The sequence below is a fragment of the Paenibacillus sp. FSL H8-0537 genome (assembly GCF_038051995.1).
Classification (GTDB): domain Bacteria; phylum Bacillota; class Bacilli; order Paenibacillales; family Paenibacillaceae; genus Pristimantibacillus.
In genome coordinates, this window is record NZ_CP150290.1 from 591,514 (window position 1) to 606,084 (window position 14,571).

Annotated in this window: 14 protein-coding genes and 1 pseudogene; 8 read left to right on the plus strand and 7 right to left on the minus strand. The window is 48.0% G+C overall.

What is annotated here, in order from left to right:
- Positions 1-165 precede the first annotated feature (165 nt).
- The 3 genes from MHB80_RS02450 (at position 166) to MHB80_RS02460 (ending at position 2,582) form a co-directional block, all read left to right on the plus strand.
- Positions 166-1,608 carry a nicotinate phosphoribosyltransferase gene (locus tag MHB80_RS02450; protein WP_341280680.1) on the plus strand — a complete coding sequence of 481 codons (1,443 nt, stop codon included), beginning with the start codon at positions 166-168 and terminating at the stop codon, positions 1,606-1,608.
- Positions 1,609-1,688: 80 nt separating this feature from the next.
- Positions 1,689-2,189: a translation initiation factor IF-3 gene (gene infC / locus MHB80_RS02455; RefSeq protein ID WP_341280681.1), complete on the plus strand. Its 501-nt coding sequence runs from the start codon at positions 1,689-1,691 to the stop codon at positions 2,187-2,189.
- Between the two features lie 90 nt (positions 2,190-2,279).
- The gene (locus MHB80_RS02460) at positions 2,280-2,582 is read left to right on the plus strand and encodes a hypothetical protein (protein WP_341280682.1); all 303 of its coding nucleotides are present in this window, start codon (positions 2,280-2,282) and stop codon (positions 2,580-2,582) included.
- A 121-nt stretch (positions 2,583-2,703) separates the two neighbouring features.
- Here MHB80_RS02460 and MHB80_RS02465 read toward each other — a convergent pair whose 3' ends face one another.
- From MHB80_RS02465 to MHB80_RS02475, 3 genes are all read right to left on the minus strand, one after another.
- A complete protein-coding gene (locus MHB80_RS02465) occupies positions 2,704-3,942 on the minus strand; it encodes a cation:proton antiporter (protein WP_341280683.1) in 1,239 nt (412 codons plus the stop codon).
- A gap of 2 nt (positions 3,943-3,944) precedes the next feature.
- The gene (locus tag MHB80_RS02470; RefSeq protein WP_046229531.1) at positions 3,945-4,436 is read right to left on the minus strand and encodes a cation:proton antiporter regulatory subunit; all 492 of its coding nucleotides are present in this window, start codon (positions 4,434-4,436) and stop codon (positions 3,945-3,947) included.
- A 73-nt stretch (positions 4,437-4,509) separates the two neighbouring features.
- Positions 4,510-4,875 carry a hypothetical protein gene (locus MHB80_RS02475; RefSeq protein WP_341280684.1) on the minus strand — a complete coding sequence of 122 codons (366 nt, stop codon included), beginning with the start codon at positions 4,873-4,875 and terminating at the stop codon, positions 4,510-4,512.
- A gap of 154 nt (positions 4,876-5,029) precedes the next feature.
- Here MHB80_RS02475 and MHB80_RS02480 point away from each other — a divergent pair, with 154 nt between their 5' ends.
- Entirely contained in the window at positions 5,030-5,491 is a 462-nt protein-coding gene (locus MHB80_RS02480) for a cupin domain-containing protein (RefSeq protein WP_341282837.1), read from the plus strand.
- Between the two features lie 245 nt (positions 5,492-5,736).
- Here the strand turns inward: MHB80_RS02480 and MHB80_RS02485 are convergent, their stop codons facing one another.
- Complete coding sequence (locus tag MHB80_RS02485; RefSeq protein ID WP_341280685.1) at positions 5,737-8,328, minus strand: S-layer homology domain-containing protein; 2,592 nt, start codon at positions 8,326-8,328, stop codon at positions 5,737-5,739.
- Positions 8,329-8,914: 586 nt separating this feature from the next.
- Complete coding sequence (locus MHB80_RS02490) at positions 8,915-10,474, minus strand: HD domain-containing phosphohydrolase (RefSeq protein WP_341280686.1); 1,560 nt, start codon at positions 10,472-10,474, stop codon at positions 8,915-8,917.
- Positions 10,475-10,681: 207 nt separating this feature from the next.
- Here MHB80_RS02490 and MHB80_RS02495 point away from each other — a divergent pair, with 207 nt between their 5' ends.
- Complete coding sequence (locus MHB80_RS02495; RefSeq protein ID WP_341280687.1) at positions 10,682-11,866, plus strand: MFS transporter; 1,185 nt, start codon at positions 10,682-10,684, stop codon at positions 11,864-11,866.
- A 394-nt stretch (positions 11,867-12,260) separates the two neighbouring features.
- Here MHB80_RS02495 and MHB80_RS02500 read toward each other — a convergent pair whose 3' ends face one another.
- Positions 12,261-12,452, minus strand: a complete 192-nt coding sequence (locus MHB80_RS02500; protein WP_341280688.1) for a hypothetical protein — start codon at positions 12,450-12,452, stop codon at positions 12,261-12,263.
- Between the two features lie 119 nt (positions 12,453-12,571).
- Positions 12,572-12,916, minus strand: coding sequence for a helix-turn-helix domain-containing protein (locus tag MHB80_RS02505; protein WP_341280689.1), 345 nt, complete (start codon positions 12,914-12,916; stop codon positions 12,572-12,574).
- Between the two features lie 105 nt (positions 12,917-13,021).
- Between MHB80_RS02505 and MHB80_RS02510 the strand changes: the two genes are divergently transcribed.
- From MHB80_RS02510 to MHB80_RS02520, 3 genes and pseudogenes are all read left to right on the plus strand, one after another.
- Entirely contained in the window at positions 13,022-13,603 is a 582-nt protein-coding gene (locus MHB80_RS02510) for a flavin reductase family protein (protein ID WP_341280690.1), read from the plus strand.
- A 63-nt stretch (positions 13,604-13,666) separates the two neighbouring features.
- Entirely contained in the window at positions 13,667-14,239 is a 573-nt protein-coding gene (locus MHB80_RS02515) for a flavin reductase family protein (RefSeq protein ID WP_341280691.1), read from the plus strand.
- Positions 14,239-14,403, plus strand: a pseudogene (locus tag MHB80_RS02520) (type II toxin-antitoxin system HicB family antitoxin); the annotation flags it as partial. The gene MHB80_RS02515 and the pseudogene MHB80_RS02520, both read left to right, overlap by 1 nt.
- Positions 14,404-14,571 lie beyond the last annotated feature (168 nt).

Consider the following 14,571-nt stretch of genomic DNA (forward strand, 5'->3'; position numbering starts at 1 on the left):
ATGATCTTTCCATCCTTTCAATATATTTCTGGGACTGAAACGGGCTGCTCCGCCAGAGGACGGCGACAGCCGTTTCACCTTACAAGCGCCGCTGTTCATCAGGCCTGAACAATCCTTCTTCACAGCCCCTGTCAGACATCATTTAGAACGGAGTGACTTGTGTCTGTGAATAGCGCAAACTTAACGCTGCATACGGATAAATATCAGATCAACATGATGTATGCGCATTGGAAAAATGGAACGGCAGATACGCCAGCGGTATTCGAGGCGTATTTCCGCAAGCTGCCTTTTGGCAATGGATATGCTGTATTTGCGGGACTTGAACGCATTGTGAAATATATGGAAGAGCTGTGCTTTGGCGAAGAGGAGCTTGCCTATTTGGCTGAGCAGGAGGAGCAATATGAGCCGGCTTTTCTCGAACGGCTGCGGCAGTTCCGCTTCAACGGCAGCATGTATGCGATGGAGGAAGGCACGATCGTATTCGCTAATGAGCCGCTGATTCGCGTAGAGGGTACGATATTTGAATCGCAGCTTATTGAGACGGCGCTGCTTAACTTTATGAATTACCAGACGCTGATTGCGACGAAAGCCTCGCGTATTGTGCAGGTTGCGGACGGCGATACGCTGCTGGAGTTTGGGACAAGGCGGGCGCAGGAGGCGGATGCCGCCGTATGGGGCGCGCGTGCCGCTTATATCGCCGGCTTCCATGCGACGTCCAATATGCGCGCGGGAATGCTGTTCGGCATCCCAGCTAAAGGGACACATGCCCATTCCTGGGTGCAGGGGCATGATACCGAGGAAGAAGCATTCATGAAATATGCCGAGGCGCTGCCGGATCAGGTGACGCTGCTCGTCGATACGTACGATACGCTGGAAAGCGGCGTGCCGAATGCGATTAAGACGGCTCGCTGGCTCGAGCGCCAAGGCAAGCAGCTCAGCGCGATTCGCCTCGACAGCGGCGACCTCGCGCTATTGTCCAAGGAGGCGCGCAAGCAGCTGGATGCTGCGGGGCTGCCGCATGTGAAGATCGTCGCATCGAATGATCTCGATGAGACGCTGATCTTTAACCTCAAGGCGCAGGGGGCGCGCATTGATACGTGGGGTGTGGGCACGCAGCTGATTACCGCTGCGGACCAGCCTTCGCTGGGCGGCGTGTACAAGCTGACCGCACGCTGGAAGGACGGGCGTTACGTGCCCGTCATCAAGCTGTCTGCGAACCCCGAGAAGGTGACGACGCCGGGGCGCAAAGATGTGTTCCGTATCCGCAACCTGAATACGGGGAAGGCGCGTGCCGATTATATTGCGTTACACGGTGAGGAAGAGAAGCCGGACGGCAGCAGGCTTAAGCTGTTTGATCCGCTGCACCCGTATTTGTATAAGTACGTGAACGGCTATGAGGCTGTTCCGCTGCTGAAATGTATTTTCGACAAGGGCAGCCTCGTTTATGAGCTGCCATCCCTTGCGCAGGTTAGGCAGTTCCATCAGGAGCAGCTGAGCAGCTTTCTGCCGGAAGTGAAGCGCAAGCTGAACCCGGAATTTTATCCGATTCATCTAAGCGAGAAAACGTGGCAGATGAAGATGGATTTGATTCAGCAGCATCAAGAGTAGCAGCGCGATTAGCTGCATCATGAGCTGCGATTAGTTGGACGACTAGAATAGAACAGAGCAGCAGAAAGAAGGTTGTTACGATGCTGATGAATGAGAAAATCAAAGCCTCTGAGGTGGAGCTGACTGGCCTAAACGGCGAGCCGCTTGGCGTCGTTTCCCGCGCCGAGGCACTCGCGCTGGCAAAGCAGCACAAGGCAGATCTCGTATGCTTGTCCATTATGAGCAGTCCGCCGCCCTGCAAGCTGATGGGACGCGGTACTGCGAAGCAGGAGGCTAGTCAAGCGAAACGGCAGGAGAAGGCGCAAGGCCAGCCAGTGAAGGTGAAGGAGCTGCGCCTTGGCATTGATATTGAACAGCATGATTATGACACGAAGCAGCGCCAGGCAGCGAAGCTGCTGGAGTCGGGTTCTGCGGTGCAGCTTGTTGTTCGCGTTCAAGGAGGCAAGCAGGGGGCTGCTGGCAAGACGCTGTTGGAGCGCCTGCTAGCCGATCTGGCAGAGCAAGGCAAGCCGCAGACAGGCATTCAAGTAAGCGGCAAGCAGGTCATGGTACAAGTTAACCCGTCAAGAACAGGCGGATAATCGCCGATTAGCATATTTCGTGATGCCCTAAGCATAAAAATCGGTTATAGTAAGGGTACAGAGGTATATACTAACGCTGAGGTGATTCTAATGGTATTAAAAGCACGCATCCAAGAGCTTAAGGCTCAACTTCCGAAGGAACATCAGGAATTATCCCATTATGTAGAGCATGCCCTGCAGGCGTTGGAAAACTTTGAGTCGGAGCACCGCCGTTTTGCTGCCACACAGGCAGTGGCCGGAGTGAGAATTTCGGGCGCAGAGGAAGTTGTCTTTTACGAAACGATTGCCAAGATCAAGGAAGAGCTTGTGAACACCCTGCATAAGACAGTGGAGGACTACGTTCACAAAGGCGATAAAAACTGGAGCAAAAACTTTAAAGACGGCATCGACTAGAGTGCCAAACTAAATAACCCGATTATTAAAAAAAGCAAGCCTGCCTTGACCTGCGAAAATAACATTTCGTAAGTTGAGGCAGGCTTGTTAAATTTTTAGGCTGCACAGGCAGACAAGTCGTTTAATTGGACACGTCCGGCTCTTTGAGTGGTTCTTTGTCTTTAGCCTTCTTGTGGTCAAAGCGGAATACTTTGTTCATGCCGTTGTAAATGAGCTTGGATTCCTTGGTGAGCAATGGCCCCAAAATCGCAAGCAGCAGTACATATAAGGCAGCAAAGGGCTGAAGCAATTCCATTAATCCTCCGGCTTTGCCGAGATTCGCCATAATAATCGAAAACTCGCCACGCGAGACGATCGTCAGTCCAATATTCGCGGAAGCTTTAGGCGATAGCCCTGCGCTTTTGCCCGCCAGCATGCCTGCGAGCACGTTCCCGAATAGCGTAAGGGCAACAGCACCTAGCGATAGCCATACTGCGCCTCCGAGCGCTGTTGGATCAATCGTCAGACCGAAGCTGAAGAAGAATATTGCGCCGAAGAAATCACGGAAAGGCAGGATCAGATGCTCGATCCGTTTCATATGAGCGGTTTCGGCAAGTACTAGTCCCACGAGAAGGGCGCCGATTGCTTCGGCGACGTGAATCGTTTCAGAAAAGCCTGCAACCAGAAACAATGCGCCAAAGATCAACAGAAGAAACAACTCATTCGAGCGGATATTTAATATTTTGTTCAACAGAGGAACAGCTTTGCGACCAACTACGAGTATAAGGAGCATAAATCCAAGCGCATAGGATGCGGAGAGGAGTACACCGCCAACCGAGCTGGAGCCGCTGAGTACAAGCCCGGAGAGAATGGAAATATACACAGCGAGGAAAACATCCTCGAACATAATAATGCCGAGAATCATCTCGGTTTCACGATTCGCGGTTCGCTTCAAGTCCACGAGCACCTTCGCAACGATGGCGCTTGAAGAGATCGTTGTAATACCGGCCATTATGAGCGTTTCCTCAAGCGGGAAGCCTAGGGAGAAGCCATAAACAAGTCCAAGCGTGAAATTGATAACAATATAAATGGTACCGCCTACGGCGATGCTTTTACCTGATTTCATCAGACGTCCGACCGAAAATTCCAGACCGAGATAGAAGAGCAGGAACAATACGCCTAATCGGCCGAGAAATTCAATGAAGGGGGCGCTTTCGATAAAGCGGAAATCGAAAACGCCGAATTTTGGAGCATGCGGCCCCACAGCCATCCCGATCAAAATATAAAACGGAATGACTGAAAATTTTACTTTATTTGCAAGTAAGCCTACTAGGGCAATCAAAGTGACGGCGAGACCAATCTCCAGCACCAGATGGTCCATAATTAACGGCTCCCATTCACGAGCAATTGCTTAAGCGTCTTAAGATGCGGGCGTTCACCTGCAACAATCAGTGTAGAGTCGGCTTTGAAAATATAATCCGGACCCGGATTAATATGCTTGCCATCTTTGTCAATCGCGGCGATAATCGTCGTCCCCGTCCGCTTGCGGATATCCGAACCCCCGATCGTTTTGCCTACGCAGCTTGCGCCGGCTTCGACTTTATACCATTCAATGGTCAAATCGTCGAGCGCGACTTCAATCGTCTCAAGCGCCTTCGGCGTATAGGTCATTCCTCCAATAATGGCAGCAACCTGACGGGCCTCCTCGTCATCCATGGATACCATGGAAATGCTGTCATCCGGATCATCGTATTCAAAATGGTACATTTCTCTTCTTCCGTCATCATGGATGACGACAACGAGCTTGTCGCCGCCTCTCGTCTCCATTTGATACTTACGTCCAATGCCTGGTAAATCCGATTCTCTAATATTCATTTTCGCCAGCTCCTATATCGTGAGTTTGTGTGTTTATCGTGATAGGACGGATACGTATAATGCTGGCAATCGACTATATAAAGCTTCCGGTGAATTTAACAGGCATCAAAAATAAATCCTTTATTTGCTGCGGTATAAAGGCACGGCGAATGGAGAGTGGGATCAGCCGCTGTTTTCGGCATGCGAGCAAGCCTAAAATGAGGGTGATGCCTATAAGCGTTGTCTGGGAAAGCTGCTTCAAAATACCGGAATGATATCGGATCGCCACACCATGATGATCGCCTGTTGCAATCGTTAATTGATCGGAGGGAGATTTCAGTTCGGGCAAGTCCTCCGCTTGATAAGCAAATAGTATGGCTGTGCATAGCAAGGCTAATATGATCAGGCCTTTCACTAGCCGGCTTTGCCTTGCCAACTGCTGCAAAACATGGTTGTTCATCTGTTCACCCCCTGTCTCTTATTACTATTATAAATGATTGTAGGCCGAATGTCACAAGGCTGCCGCAAAAGGTATTGACGTTGTCCCAAGTGAAGGATACACTGGGGGAATTAAATGAAATAAGCATTTTTTCCAGTTGGAAGGAGATTGAATGATGAGTGAAGCGAATAAGGCGATTTCGCCGTTAGTTGAAGCATTGGGCTTAAAACCGCATGTAGAGGGCGGTTGGTATAAAGAATTGTGGAAGGCTTCCTTCCAAATTCCGCAGGAGCTGCTTGGTGAAGCTTATTCTGGACCGCGTGCCGCAGCGTCCTCAATTTATTTTTTATTGCACCCGCATGAGCTGTCGGATTGGCATAAAGTACTATCTGATGAGCTGTGGATTTGGCATTCGGGCGGCCCAATTACGCTCTCCTTAGGCGGCACTGCAGACGATCCAACGCTCAGAAAGGAAATTATTGTAGGCGGCGATGTGCTGAACGGCCAGCAGCCGCAAGCGGTAGTGCCAGCAGGCGAGTGGCAAATGTCGCAGCCGATTGGCGATGAGCCATCGCTGTTCTCCTGTATTGTTTCTCCGGGGTTCCATTATGATGATTTCCAATTAATTAAACGTTAATCCAAACTTTCAAACGATTTTTTAAAAGGGGCTGTCCAATAAGTCCCTAAATAAAGAGTTGGGCGGAAAAACGTAATGTTTTCCGTCCAACTTTTTTTGTGCGAGTGCTTGTGCAGAAAGGTAGCGAGGCGGATGCCTGCCACCTTCAAGAGATTGAAGGTCAAGGGATGACTACTCATAGCTATAAGCTATTTGAACGTTTACAACGAAATGAAGGACGCCCCGATTGGCGTCCTTCACAGATACTAGCTAAGTGAATCCAACAACTTCTTCAACTGTGGGTTAAGCTCCAGCACATTCAAGATGATCTGCAACGCTTCTGCACGTGTGGCATTGCTCTTGGGTTCGAATTTCCCATCCCCTTTACCGCTAACGATACCTGCTTGCGCTTCTGCTTTGATTTCGCTAGCTGCATAAGAACCATTCAGATCATTGAAATTGCCTTTTGCCCGGTCCTTCGCCAGGTCGTTAAGGTTTACAATGCGGGACAGCATGACAACCATTTCTTCACGTGTAATCGTGTTATCCGGCTTGAACATACCGTCCTTGTAGCCTTTGATTACCCCTGCCGCTACAAGGTTCTCAATCGCTTCTTTCGTCCAGCTATCACCAATATCCTTCATTACAATACTCGTATGGCTGCCACCTTGGATATCGAACACGCGATTCAGAATCGTTGCAAACTCAGCGCGTGTGATCGGACTATTCGGCCTAAACGTACCCTCTTCGTAGCCTTTAATCAGTTGCAATTTGATGAAAACATCGATCGTCTTTTCAGCCCAGTGCCCTTGCGTGTCAGCAAAATCAATTGTAGCGTTTGCATTCTTCGCTACCGCTACTTTGGCTTCAATCGTCTTTACTAAATTGGTTTCATTCACAATGCTACTGTTAAATACATCAACCGTAGGCTCTGGAGAACCAGGTGTTGATACCGGATCAGGTGTCGCAGGCGTTGAAGATGGCGTCGATGTATTACTGCTGCTGGACGGCTTTCTCGGCGTTATGGAATTAGAGGCGTCGGAGGCCACGCTGCTGCCCGTGCTATTGACAGCTTGCACCGTAAACGTATACGTAACTCCGTTGGATAGCCCTGTTACCGTGATCGGGCTCCCCGTCCCTGTTACGGTTATCGTTCCCGGCATAGCCGTAACTTTGTAGGAAGTAATGTCGCTTCCGCCATTCGCCGGGACAGTGAAGCTTACCGTCGCTTGTCCATTGCCAGCTACCGCGGTTACGCCCGTTGGAGCCGATGGAACCGTTCGCGGCGTTGCGCTCACTTCATTGGACGCAGTACTGTCTCCTCCCGGGTTCGTCGCTTTGATCACAAAATAGTACGTTGTGCCGTTCGTTAATCCGGTTACATCATAGCCATATACAGAATCGCTTACCGAGACTTCCTCTGATCCATAAACGCCAGAGGTCGTGCTTTTGAATATTTTGTACCCCGTGGAACCGATCACCGGATTCCACGTTAGGCTTATTCGGGCATCTCCCGGTGTAGCTGGCCCCGGCACCGGTACTCCAGGCGCTGCAACCTGCGGTGTTGCGCTCTTCTCGTTCGACGCGCTGTCTCCGACCTCGTTCTCGGCTTTCACCTTGAAGTAGTACGTCGCTCCGTTCGTCAATCCCGACCACTCGTACTCGTATACGTTAGCTGCTACTGTGCGTTCTTCCGCCCCGGCAAAGTTGCCTGCCGTCTCGCTTTTGTATACTTTGTAAACGGACGCGCCGCTTGACGGCGTCCAGGTCAACGTAACTTTGGCGTCGGATTCCGAAGCTACAAGCTCGGGCGTACCCGGCACGTTCTTCACAGTGAGCTGCGCAGCGTTCGACGTGTCGGTTTGCCCGGCGCTGCTAGCGACCACGGCGCGATACTGGCGTCCCGACATATCGCCGGTTACCGCCGACAGATTCAACGTCGCTCCGTTCTGACCCGCCATGTTCGTGAAGCCTTCCCCTATATCCTCCTGCCATTGATAGACAAGGTTTCCGCCTGTCGCCGTCACGCCGAAGCTTGCGCTGTCGCCTACTTTCGCGAGTATGCTCTGCGGATGACTAGTAATCGACAGACGCTGGTACACGACCTGCGTCACCGTAAATGTTGCTCCCGCCGCCATCTTGTTGGCTGATACGTTGACCGTCGCCGTATACGTGCCCGGCGTGAGGCCGTCTTTTGCTTTGACGGTGAAGGAAGTGCCTTCCTCTATGGTATTCAACATATTCGGCTGCGGCTGCGTCAAAACGAAATCGTTTGCATTTGCACCGCTAAGCTGTGCTTGCAAATTAGCGAGATTCCCGCTGCCCGTACGTTGCGTCTCAATCGTTCGCGTTTCCTGAGACCCGGCATCATACCCTTGGATCAGCGGACTTAACGTCTGGTTGTCAATGGGCGCTACCGTATATCCGAGAACCGTGATCGTTTTATTATCCGTATCATAGTTCGTCGAAGTTTGATAATCCACTTCGTAAAATGTCAATTCCCTGTTTATGGAAATGTGGTATACGCCCGGCACGGCATCTTCCGCTATTTTCAAGTTCCAATCGATGACAAAGCGGTTCTGATTGCCGACTTGAACCCAATTTTCTCCAAAGCTATGGTCAAAAAAAGTGGTGCCCCATCCCTCAAGTTCAGGAAGTGGTTGGAAATCCACATATGCGTTGTTCACGGCGGTCAGATCCACATAAAGTTTCACCGTGATTGTATCTCCGGGGCTTCCCGTTATGTCGCTGACGAAGCCTATCTGTCCCCTGCCGGCAGCCTCACTGACAGGTACTCCGACCGTGAATGCCAGGCAAACAACGAAAAAGGATATTAGGATGCTTCTGATCTGTCTCAACTGCTTCTCCTCCATTACGATTGGGCGTTCACAACTAAAGCAAAACTGCACAAGTTGCGACTGCTTTCGACATCATTCTACACCACTGCTTCAAAATAGGGATTCTTAAAAGTGAATGCTGTTGCATTCGTAACACCTTACGAAAAAGTGATACTAAATACCATAGTGATTCTATCTTAGCAGGGTTGATTTGCCCATTTGTGAAATGTAAAGAAAACTTTAAGATTGCACTTGCAACGCACTTCTGGCAATCAGCATATATCCGGCCCCTAAGAGATGTCCGAGCACACCGGACGAGCCGAGGCCGATTATGGGGCATTGGATAGCTCGGTGCAAAGTCGAGGTGGAGAGCGTATTGGGTCACATCAAGGGCAACCGCTCGTTCCGTCGCTTCTTGTGGCTTTAGCCCATAACCTTCTAAAGGTGGTGGGCATCCGCCTCTCCACTTTTCTAAGAAAACAGCTACACAAAAAGGTTGGACAGAAAACTGTACGTTTTCTCGCCCAACCTTTTTATTTTGGGGACTAATTAGACAGCCCCTTTTTTATTATAAGCTGGATGTCCTGAAGTAAGCGGAATAGCCCGCTCATGCCTCTGCACGCGTATCCTCAGAAGCTTGCTGCTCCTGCTTCCTATGCCAGCGGATGAACAGCTCGGCAAGTTCAGGGTCCCACTGAGTTCCCTTGCCTTCCTCCAAAATGCTGAGCGCTTTGCTCACGGTCATGCCCTTGCGGTAGGGGCGATCAGAGGTCATTGCATCGAAGGCATCGGCGATGGCAATAACCTTGCCGAGCAGCGGAATATTTTCGCCTGTCAGCCCGTCGGGATAGCCTTTGCCATCAAAGCGCTCATGATGGGAGCGCACGCCCGGAAGCAGATGCTCCATTGCGTCAGCCGGCTCAATGCGCCGCAAAATATTTTCGCCTAAAATCGGATGCTGCTTAATCTGGTCGAATTCCTCATCGGTCAGCTTGCCGTCCTTCAGCAGCACGGCGTCGCGGACACCGATTTTGCCAATATCATGGAGCAGCGCCGATTTGCGAATCGTATCCAGTACGGAATCGTCCCAGCCAGCGAGCTGCCCGATGAGGACGGAATATTCAGCTACGCGCTCCGAATGTCCTGCAGTATAGTGGTCGCGGGCTTCAAGCGCCGCAGCGAGTGTAATGAAATAGCTTTGCAGCAGCTGGGCATTGCGCTTCTCGCGTTCCTTCAATCCATCGACCATATGATTAAAGCCGGCAACGAGCTTAGAAAATTCATCCGAATAAATATCCTCGGCCTTATGGTCGAGGTTGCCCTCTTGAACGCTGACCATCGCCTGCTGGAGCGTCTCAATGGGCGACTGAATATCTTTGGCGAGCAGCGATGCGCTAAGCCAGGAAAATAAAATGCCAATTACGAGAATGATGATGGCCCATTGCCAATAGGCGGCGGAAGTGGAGTCGGTACTAGCGAAACCCTCTATGCGAATTTGCGTTGCGAGGCTGAACATAAGCATCGGAAGCGTCCCGATAATAAAAGCGCTGAGCAAAAACTTGCGCCTGATCGTCATCAAAACCTGTCCCTCGAGCGTCAAATCAGCGTTAAACCGTTTAATATGCAGCGCGCGTATATGCGTAATGAGCGGTGGGATCGCCCTAGTTGTCAGAAAAAACTCAAGCATGGCATGCATCGCCGCAATAAGCACCGCACATGCCGCACCTATTGCAATATAGTAGTAAGGAAATACGATCCATTGCAGCTTTATACCTAAATAAGTGAGACTGCCCACGGGAATCGCCAGACCTAGAAAGTGGGGGCCGACGGTTCGCTTAACCGATAGGAGCGGAAAGTTATGTACTTGCAGATAGGCCTCTCGGAGCTGGGCAGAAGTAGCTTCTATGTAAAAAATAACGCGTATAGGCTTAATGTGCCGCTTGAAAGCGAGCCATTCACAGCTGAACATGATGAGCAGCGAAACGATGAGTAGAAGCGCCAGCCGAAAAAATTCAATGCTGCTCAGCTGCAAGGTTGAAAAAATCAGAATGCTTCCAACCCCAAGTACAGCGACAGACCCGCCAAACAGATAATTACGGATAAGCTGAACAAGAAATTTTTTGAAAATAATTACATCAGGCTGTTCATCGCTTATCATTTGTTTCATAGACAGGCTCCTCACTTCAAGTGGAAAATGAGATTTCTGAAGACCAACCTCTTCTACAGGTTATCACACATGCAGAAGACCGCAATAGAAAGTTGAAAGCCGCAATTATCATCGTAGACAGGGCCGGGAAACTGCTATATGATGAACCAATCGTAAGTGGATCGGAACGTCACATACTTAGCCAGTCAACATAAAGGAGCGAGACAAATGCGCGAGGCGCTATGGTCGAAAAATTTCATTTTATTAATGGGCTCTAATCTGCTGTTGTTTATGGCCCTTGAAATGCTGCTGCCGACACTTCCTGTGTTTGCCGCGGAGCAGGGGGGCAGCCAAACGCAAATTGGCCTGATTATGGGCTTATTTACGTTTACGGCCGTCCTTTCCCGGCTTGGAACAGGCTATGGCATTAAGCGGCTGGGCCAAAAGAAGCTGCTGCTTCTCGGAGTAGCTATAAGTCTTATCGCGCTTACCGGCTATTATTTAGCTGCGACGCTTGCTGTGCTGCTGGTGCTGCGCGTCGTGCACGGCGTCGGATTTGGTATTGCAACGACGCTGTTTGGCACAGCGGCATCCGATTTAGTGCCAGCCTCTCGAAGAGGAGAGGGCATGGGCTTTTTTGCAACAGGGAATTCGATTTCATTCGCTTTAGGGCCCTTTTTTGGCATTTGGATCATGACGGAATATGGCTTTAAGGCGCTGTTTTTAATTGGAGCAGTTGTTATGCTGCTTAGCTTGATCAGTACCTGCTTTGTGCGCTTTCCGCGAGTGGAGAAAAAGGTGCCAGCCGCAGCTCCTGTAATAGAAACGGGAAACTGGATGGACAGCGTCGTGGAGCGCAAGGCGTTTATGCCTTCGCTGCTTGGCTTGCTTATCGGCATCCCCTTCGGCACGGTGCTCAGCTTTATCGCCTTGTTTGGCAAAGAGCAGGGCCTAGGCAGTGTCGGCATTTTCTTCCTTGTCGTGGCCATCAGCGAGTTTCTGATCCGCTTTATTAGCGGCCCGTTGTTTGATCGCAAAGGACGCATGTGGGTGCTGCTGCCTGCTGCCATACTATGCATTATTGCTAGCGTCATGCTTTATTTTACGCATTCTACAGCGATGCTGCTGCTGTCGGGGCTGTTTTATGGCTTTGGCTTTGGCGCCCTATTCCCAGCGCTTCAGGCTTGGGTTATCGATCTCGTAGAGCCAGAGCGCAGAGGCGTAGCGACGGCGACCTATTACAATGCTTTTGATATCGGTATCGGAAGCGGTTCTATTTTGCTGGGAGCCGTAGCCGCTGTGACGAATTATTCGACGATGTATTTGCTGTCCGGCGGATTTTTCGTCCTCTACATTGTGCTTTATGTCGGTTTTGAGCGCAGGCTGCGCCGCAAAACAAGGGTGCCAGGATAATTATGTATGTCGCTATCTTAAGAATAGGAATATAATAATCAATAATGGCCGATAATTAATTTGCAGGGGGAAGTTTAAAAGGCATAAACTTTTGAATTGAATGGAGACATTCTGATGAATAAGAAAGTAAGAATATCTGAAATTGAAATACAAAATTTGAAAAATGTTGTATGAGGTAAATTCGCGTTTCCTTGTTCTAAAACGCAGTCGTTTGATTCTGCAGATGTATTAATGAAAGAAAATTTTTAAAGAATGATATATTAACAGTAATTCAAGTTACAGATACAGATGGCACTTTCATCGACAATAAGTATGTGAAAATAGATTATAATGTTGGTGAGAAAGCATTATATTTTGAAGATTCTATCTGTGCATCAGATTCACATAAAGTTGTTCAAATACAAAAAAAGAAATAAGGAAAAAGCACATAGTTTGAAAACAATGTACACCGCAGCGAAAGTAATGGATATCCGTTAACGGTTGTTCCATTCCCTAACTGACCCAAGTCATTCTTCCCCCAAGCCCAGACAGTACCATCAGACTTTAAAAGTAAGCTATGCGCTTGTCCGTTTCCGTACCCCAACAAGGGAATCCTGTCTCAAATAAATAAGCTGGAGGTGAACCTCTAGCTTATTTATATTTACTTGGTAATTTTGGCTGTTTCATCAATATAATTGATAGCACCTTAAGTGAATGACTCGTGACTTATTGTTCATCATCTATATGAGCTGCTCCCCATTTGCAAAGCTCTTGCAGAGCAGGGATGAGGGACTTGCCACGCTCTGAAAGGTAGTACTCAACTTTAGGTGGTACTTGTGAGTATTCATGGCGTGTAATGAGCGAATCAGCCTCTAGCTCTTTTAATTGATTGCTAAGCATTTTGTGAGTAACTCCTTGAAGCGCTCTTTTCAACTCACCGTAACGCATAATCTCTTCCTTCAATAGCAAGAATAAGATATGTAATTTCCATTTACCACTTATTAGCGATAAGGTATACACAAATGATTCATTACTGTCTTCTTTTTCACTTCTTGTTTTACTGTGAATCATGTAGTACTCTCCTTTTTGATAGTATCTTACTAAAAAGTGCATACTAGTCTTTTGTGATGCTTCCATTATACTATACATCATAACTGAACGGAGGTATTTTTAATCATGAAAGATTTCAGTCCACGTGCTTTTGGTTATGGCTATCCCATGCCACTTTTGATGGTATCTACTTACGATGAGAACGGAACTGTCAATGTGATGAATTTGCACTGGTGCACGATGAATCACGGAGGATATATCAATTTGGGTGTTGGTACGAATAAAAAGACGCACGAGAATATCGAAAAAATGGGTGCCTTTACGGTTGCACTGGCCACTCAAAATCTCATGAAGGAAGCAGACTTTTTTGGCTCAGTGTCGGGGTATAGAGATACAGATAAATTCGCAAAAACAGGTTTGAAGGCCACTAAGAGCAAATACGTTAATGCACCGATCATTAAAGAGAGTAATTTGGTAATCGAATGCGAACTCACAGAGATTGTAAGAGGTAATCATATCCATGCAATTGTCGGCAAGATGGTCAATATAGCAGTAGATGAATCTGTCTTAAATGAAAAAGGCAAAATTGATGCCAAGAAGACAGGGATGTTGTTTTTTGATTCATTCAGCAATGGCTATTTCACTTTAGGAGATAAAATTGGAAATGCTTGGAATGAAGGGAGAACATTTATGACTCTTAATCGTTAATTCTTATTTGTCAGTGAAGTGTTCAACAAGAAAATAAGCTAACAATGAAAAGGAGAACAAATAATGGCAATTAAGCCTGTTGATTTAAAGAAAGCATACCGTTTATTGCAAGTAGGTCCAACAACCATGATTTCTGCTAAACACGATGGGATAGAAAATGTAATGGCAGCCGCTTGGGTCGGTCTGGTGGGAAATAATAAAGTGATGGCATTTATCGGCAAACAAGCTTTCACACGTGAACTCGTTGAAAAGAGTGGTTATTATGTAGTACAAGTTCCAACTGTTAAACAAATGGAAACTGTCTTGTATGTTGGTGAGCACAGCTCTAAAGAAATAGACAATAAACTTGATAATATCTCACTATTTTACCAAGAAGAGTTTGATTTACCACTAGTTAAAGGTTCTGCTGGCTGGCTAGTATGCAAGGTTCTCCCAAATTATGAAAATGAACAAGAATATGATCTTTTCATGGGTGAAATTGTCGGTGCTTGGAGTGACGATCGAGTATTCAACAACGGACATTGGATTTTTGATGATGCTCCTGATGAATTGCGTACAATACACTATGTTGCTGGCGGTCAATTCTATGCTATTGGAAAAGGTACTAAATTTAATCACGGACCTGGTACAGACTAAATAAATCGGTAAAGAAAACTCTCACAGTCTCATTTTGGTTAGATGAAATGGCCAAAGAGAATAATATCAATTTTTCTCAAGTACTACAAGAAGCTCTGAAAAATCAGTTAGGTGTCCGTGATTTGTCTCAATACCAACCAAGGGAATCCTGGCTCAATAAATAAGCTGGAGGTGAACCTCTAGCTTATGAGGCACTAAAAATTGAACTACCCGTTATCTTTTCTGATACTTTCTTCAAGCGCTATTATTTTTTTAGGCATCATAGGTCCTCCATATGGTCCCCCAGGAGCACTAGGGAGACTTAATTAAAAGTTACCCCCGTGCTCAAGGTT

Bases quoted from the DNA above. Each gene is read 5' to 3' on its own strand.
- infC (WP_341280681.1), top strand. From the start codon at position 1,689: ATGCTGATGAATGAGAAAATCAAAGCCTCTGAGGTGGAGCTGACTGGC.
- MHB80_RS02460 (WP_341280682.1), top strand. From the start codon at position 2,280: ATGGTATTAAAAGCACGCATCCAAGAGCTTAAGGCTCAACTTCCGAAG.
- MHB80_RS02465 (WP_341280683.1), bottom strand. From the start codon at position 3,942: ATGGACCATCTGGTGCTGGAGATTGGTCTCGCCGTCACTTTGATTGCC.
- MHB80_RS02470 (WP_046229531.1), bottom strand. From the start codon at position 4,436: ATGAATATTAGAGAATCGGATTTACCAGGCATTGGACGTAAGTATCAA.
- MHB80_RS02475 (WP_341280684.1), bottom strand. From the start codon at position 4,875: ATGAACAACCATGTTTTGCAGCAGTTGGCAAGGCAAAGCCGGCTAGTG.
- MHB80_RS02480 (WP_341282837.1), top strand. From the start codon at position 5,030: ATGAGTGAAGCGAATAAGGCGATTTCGCCGTTAGTTGAAGCATTGGGC.
- MHB80_RS02490 (WP_341280686.1), bottom strand. From the start codon at position 10,474: ATGAAACAAATGATAAGCGATGAACAGCCTGATGTAATTATTTTCAAA.
- MHB80_RS02495 (WP_341280687.1), top strand. From the start codon at position 10,682: ATGCGCGAGGCGCTATGGTCGAAAAATTTCATTTTATTAATGGGCTCT.
- MHB80_RS02505 (WP_341280689.1), bottom strand. From the start codon at position 12,916: ATGATTCACAGTAAAACAAGAAGTGAAAAAGAAGACAGTAATGAATCA.
- MHB80_RS02510 (WP_341280690.1), top strand. From the start codon at position 13,022: ATGAAAGATTTCAGTCCACGTGCTTTTGGTTATGGCTATCCCATGCCA.
- MHB80_RS02515 (WP_341280691.1), top strand. From the start codon at position 13,667: ATGGCAATTAAGCCTGTTGATTTAAAGAAAGCATACCGTTTATTGCAA.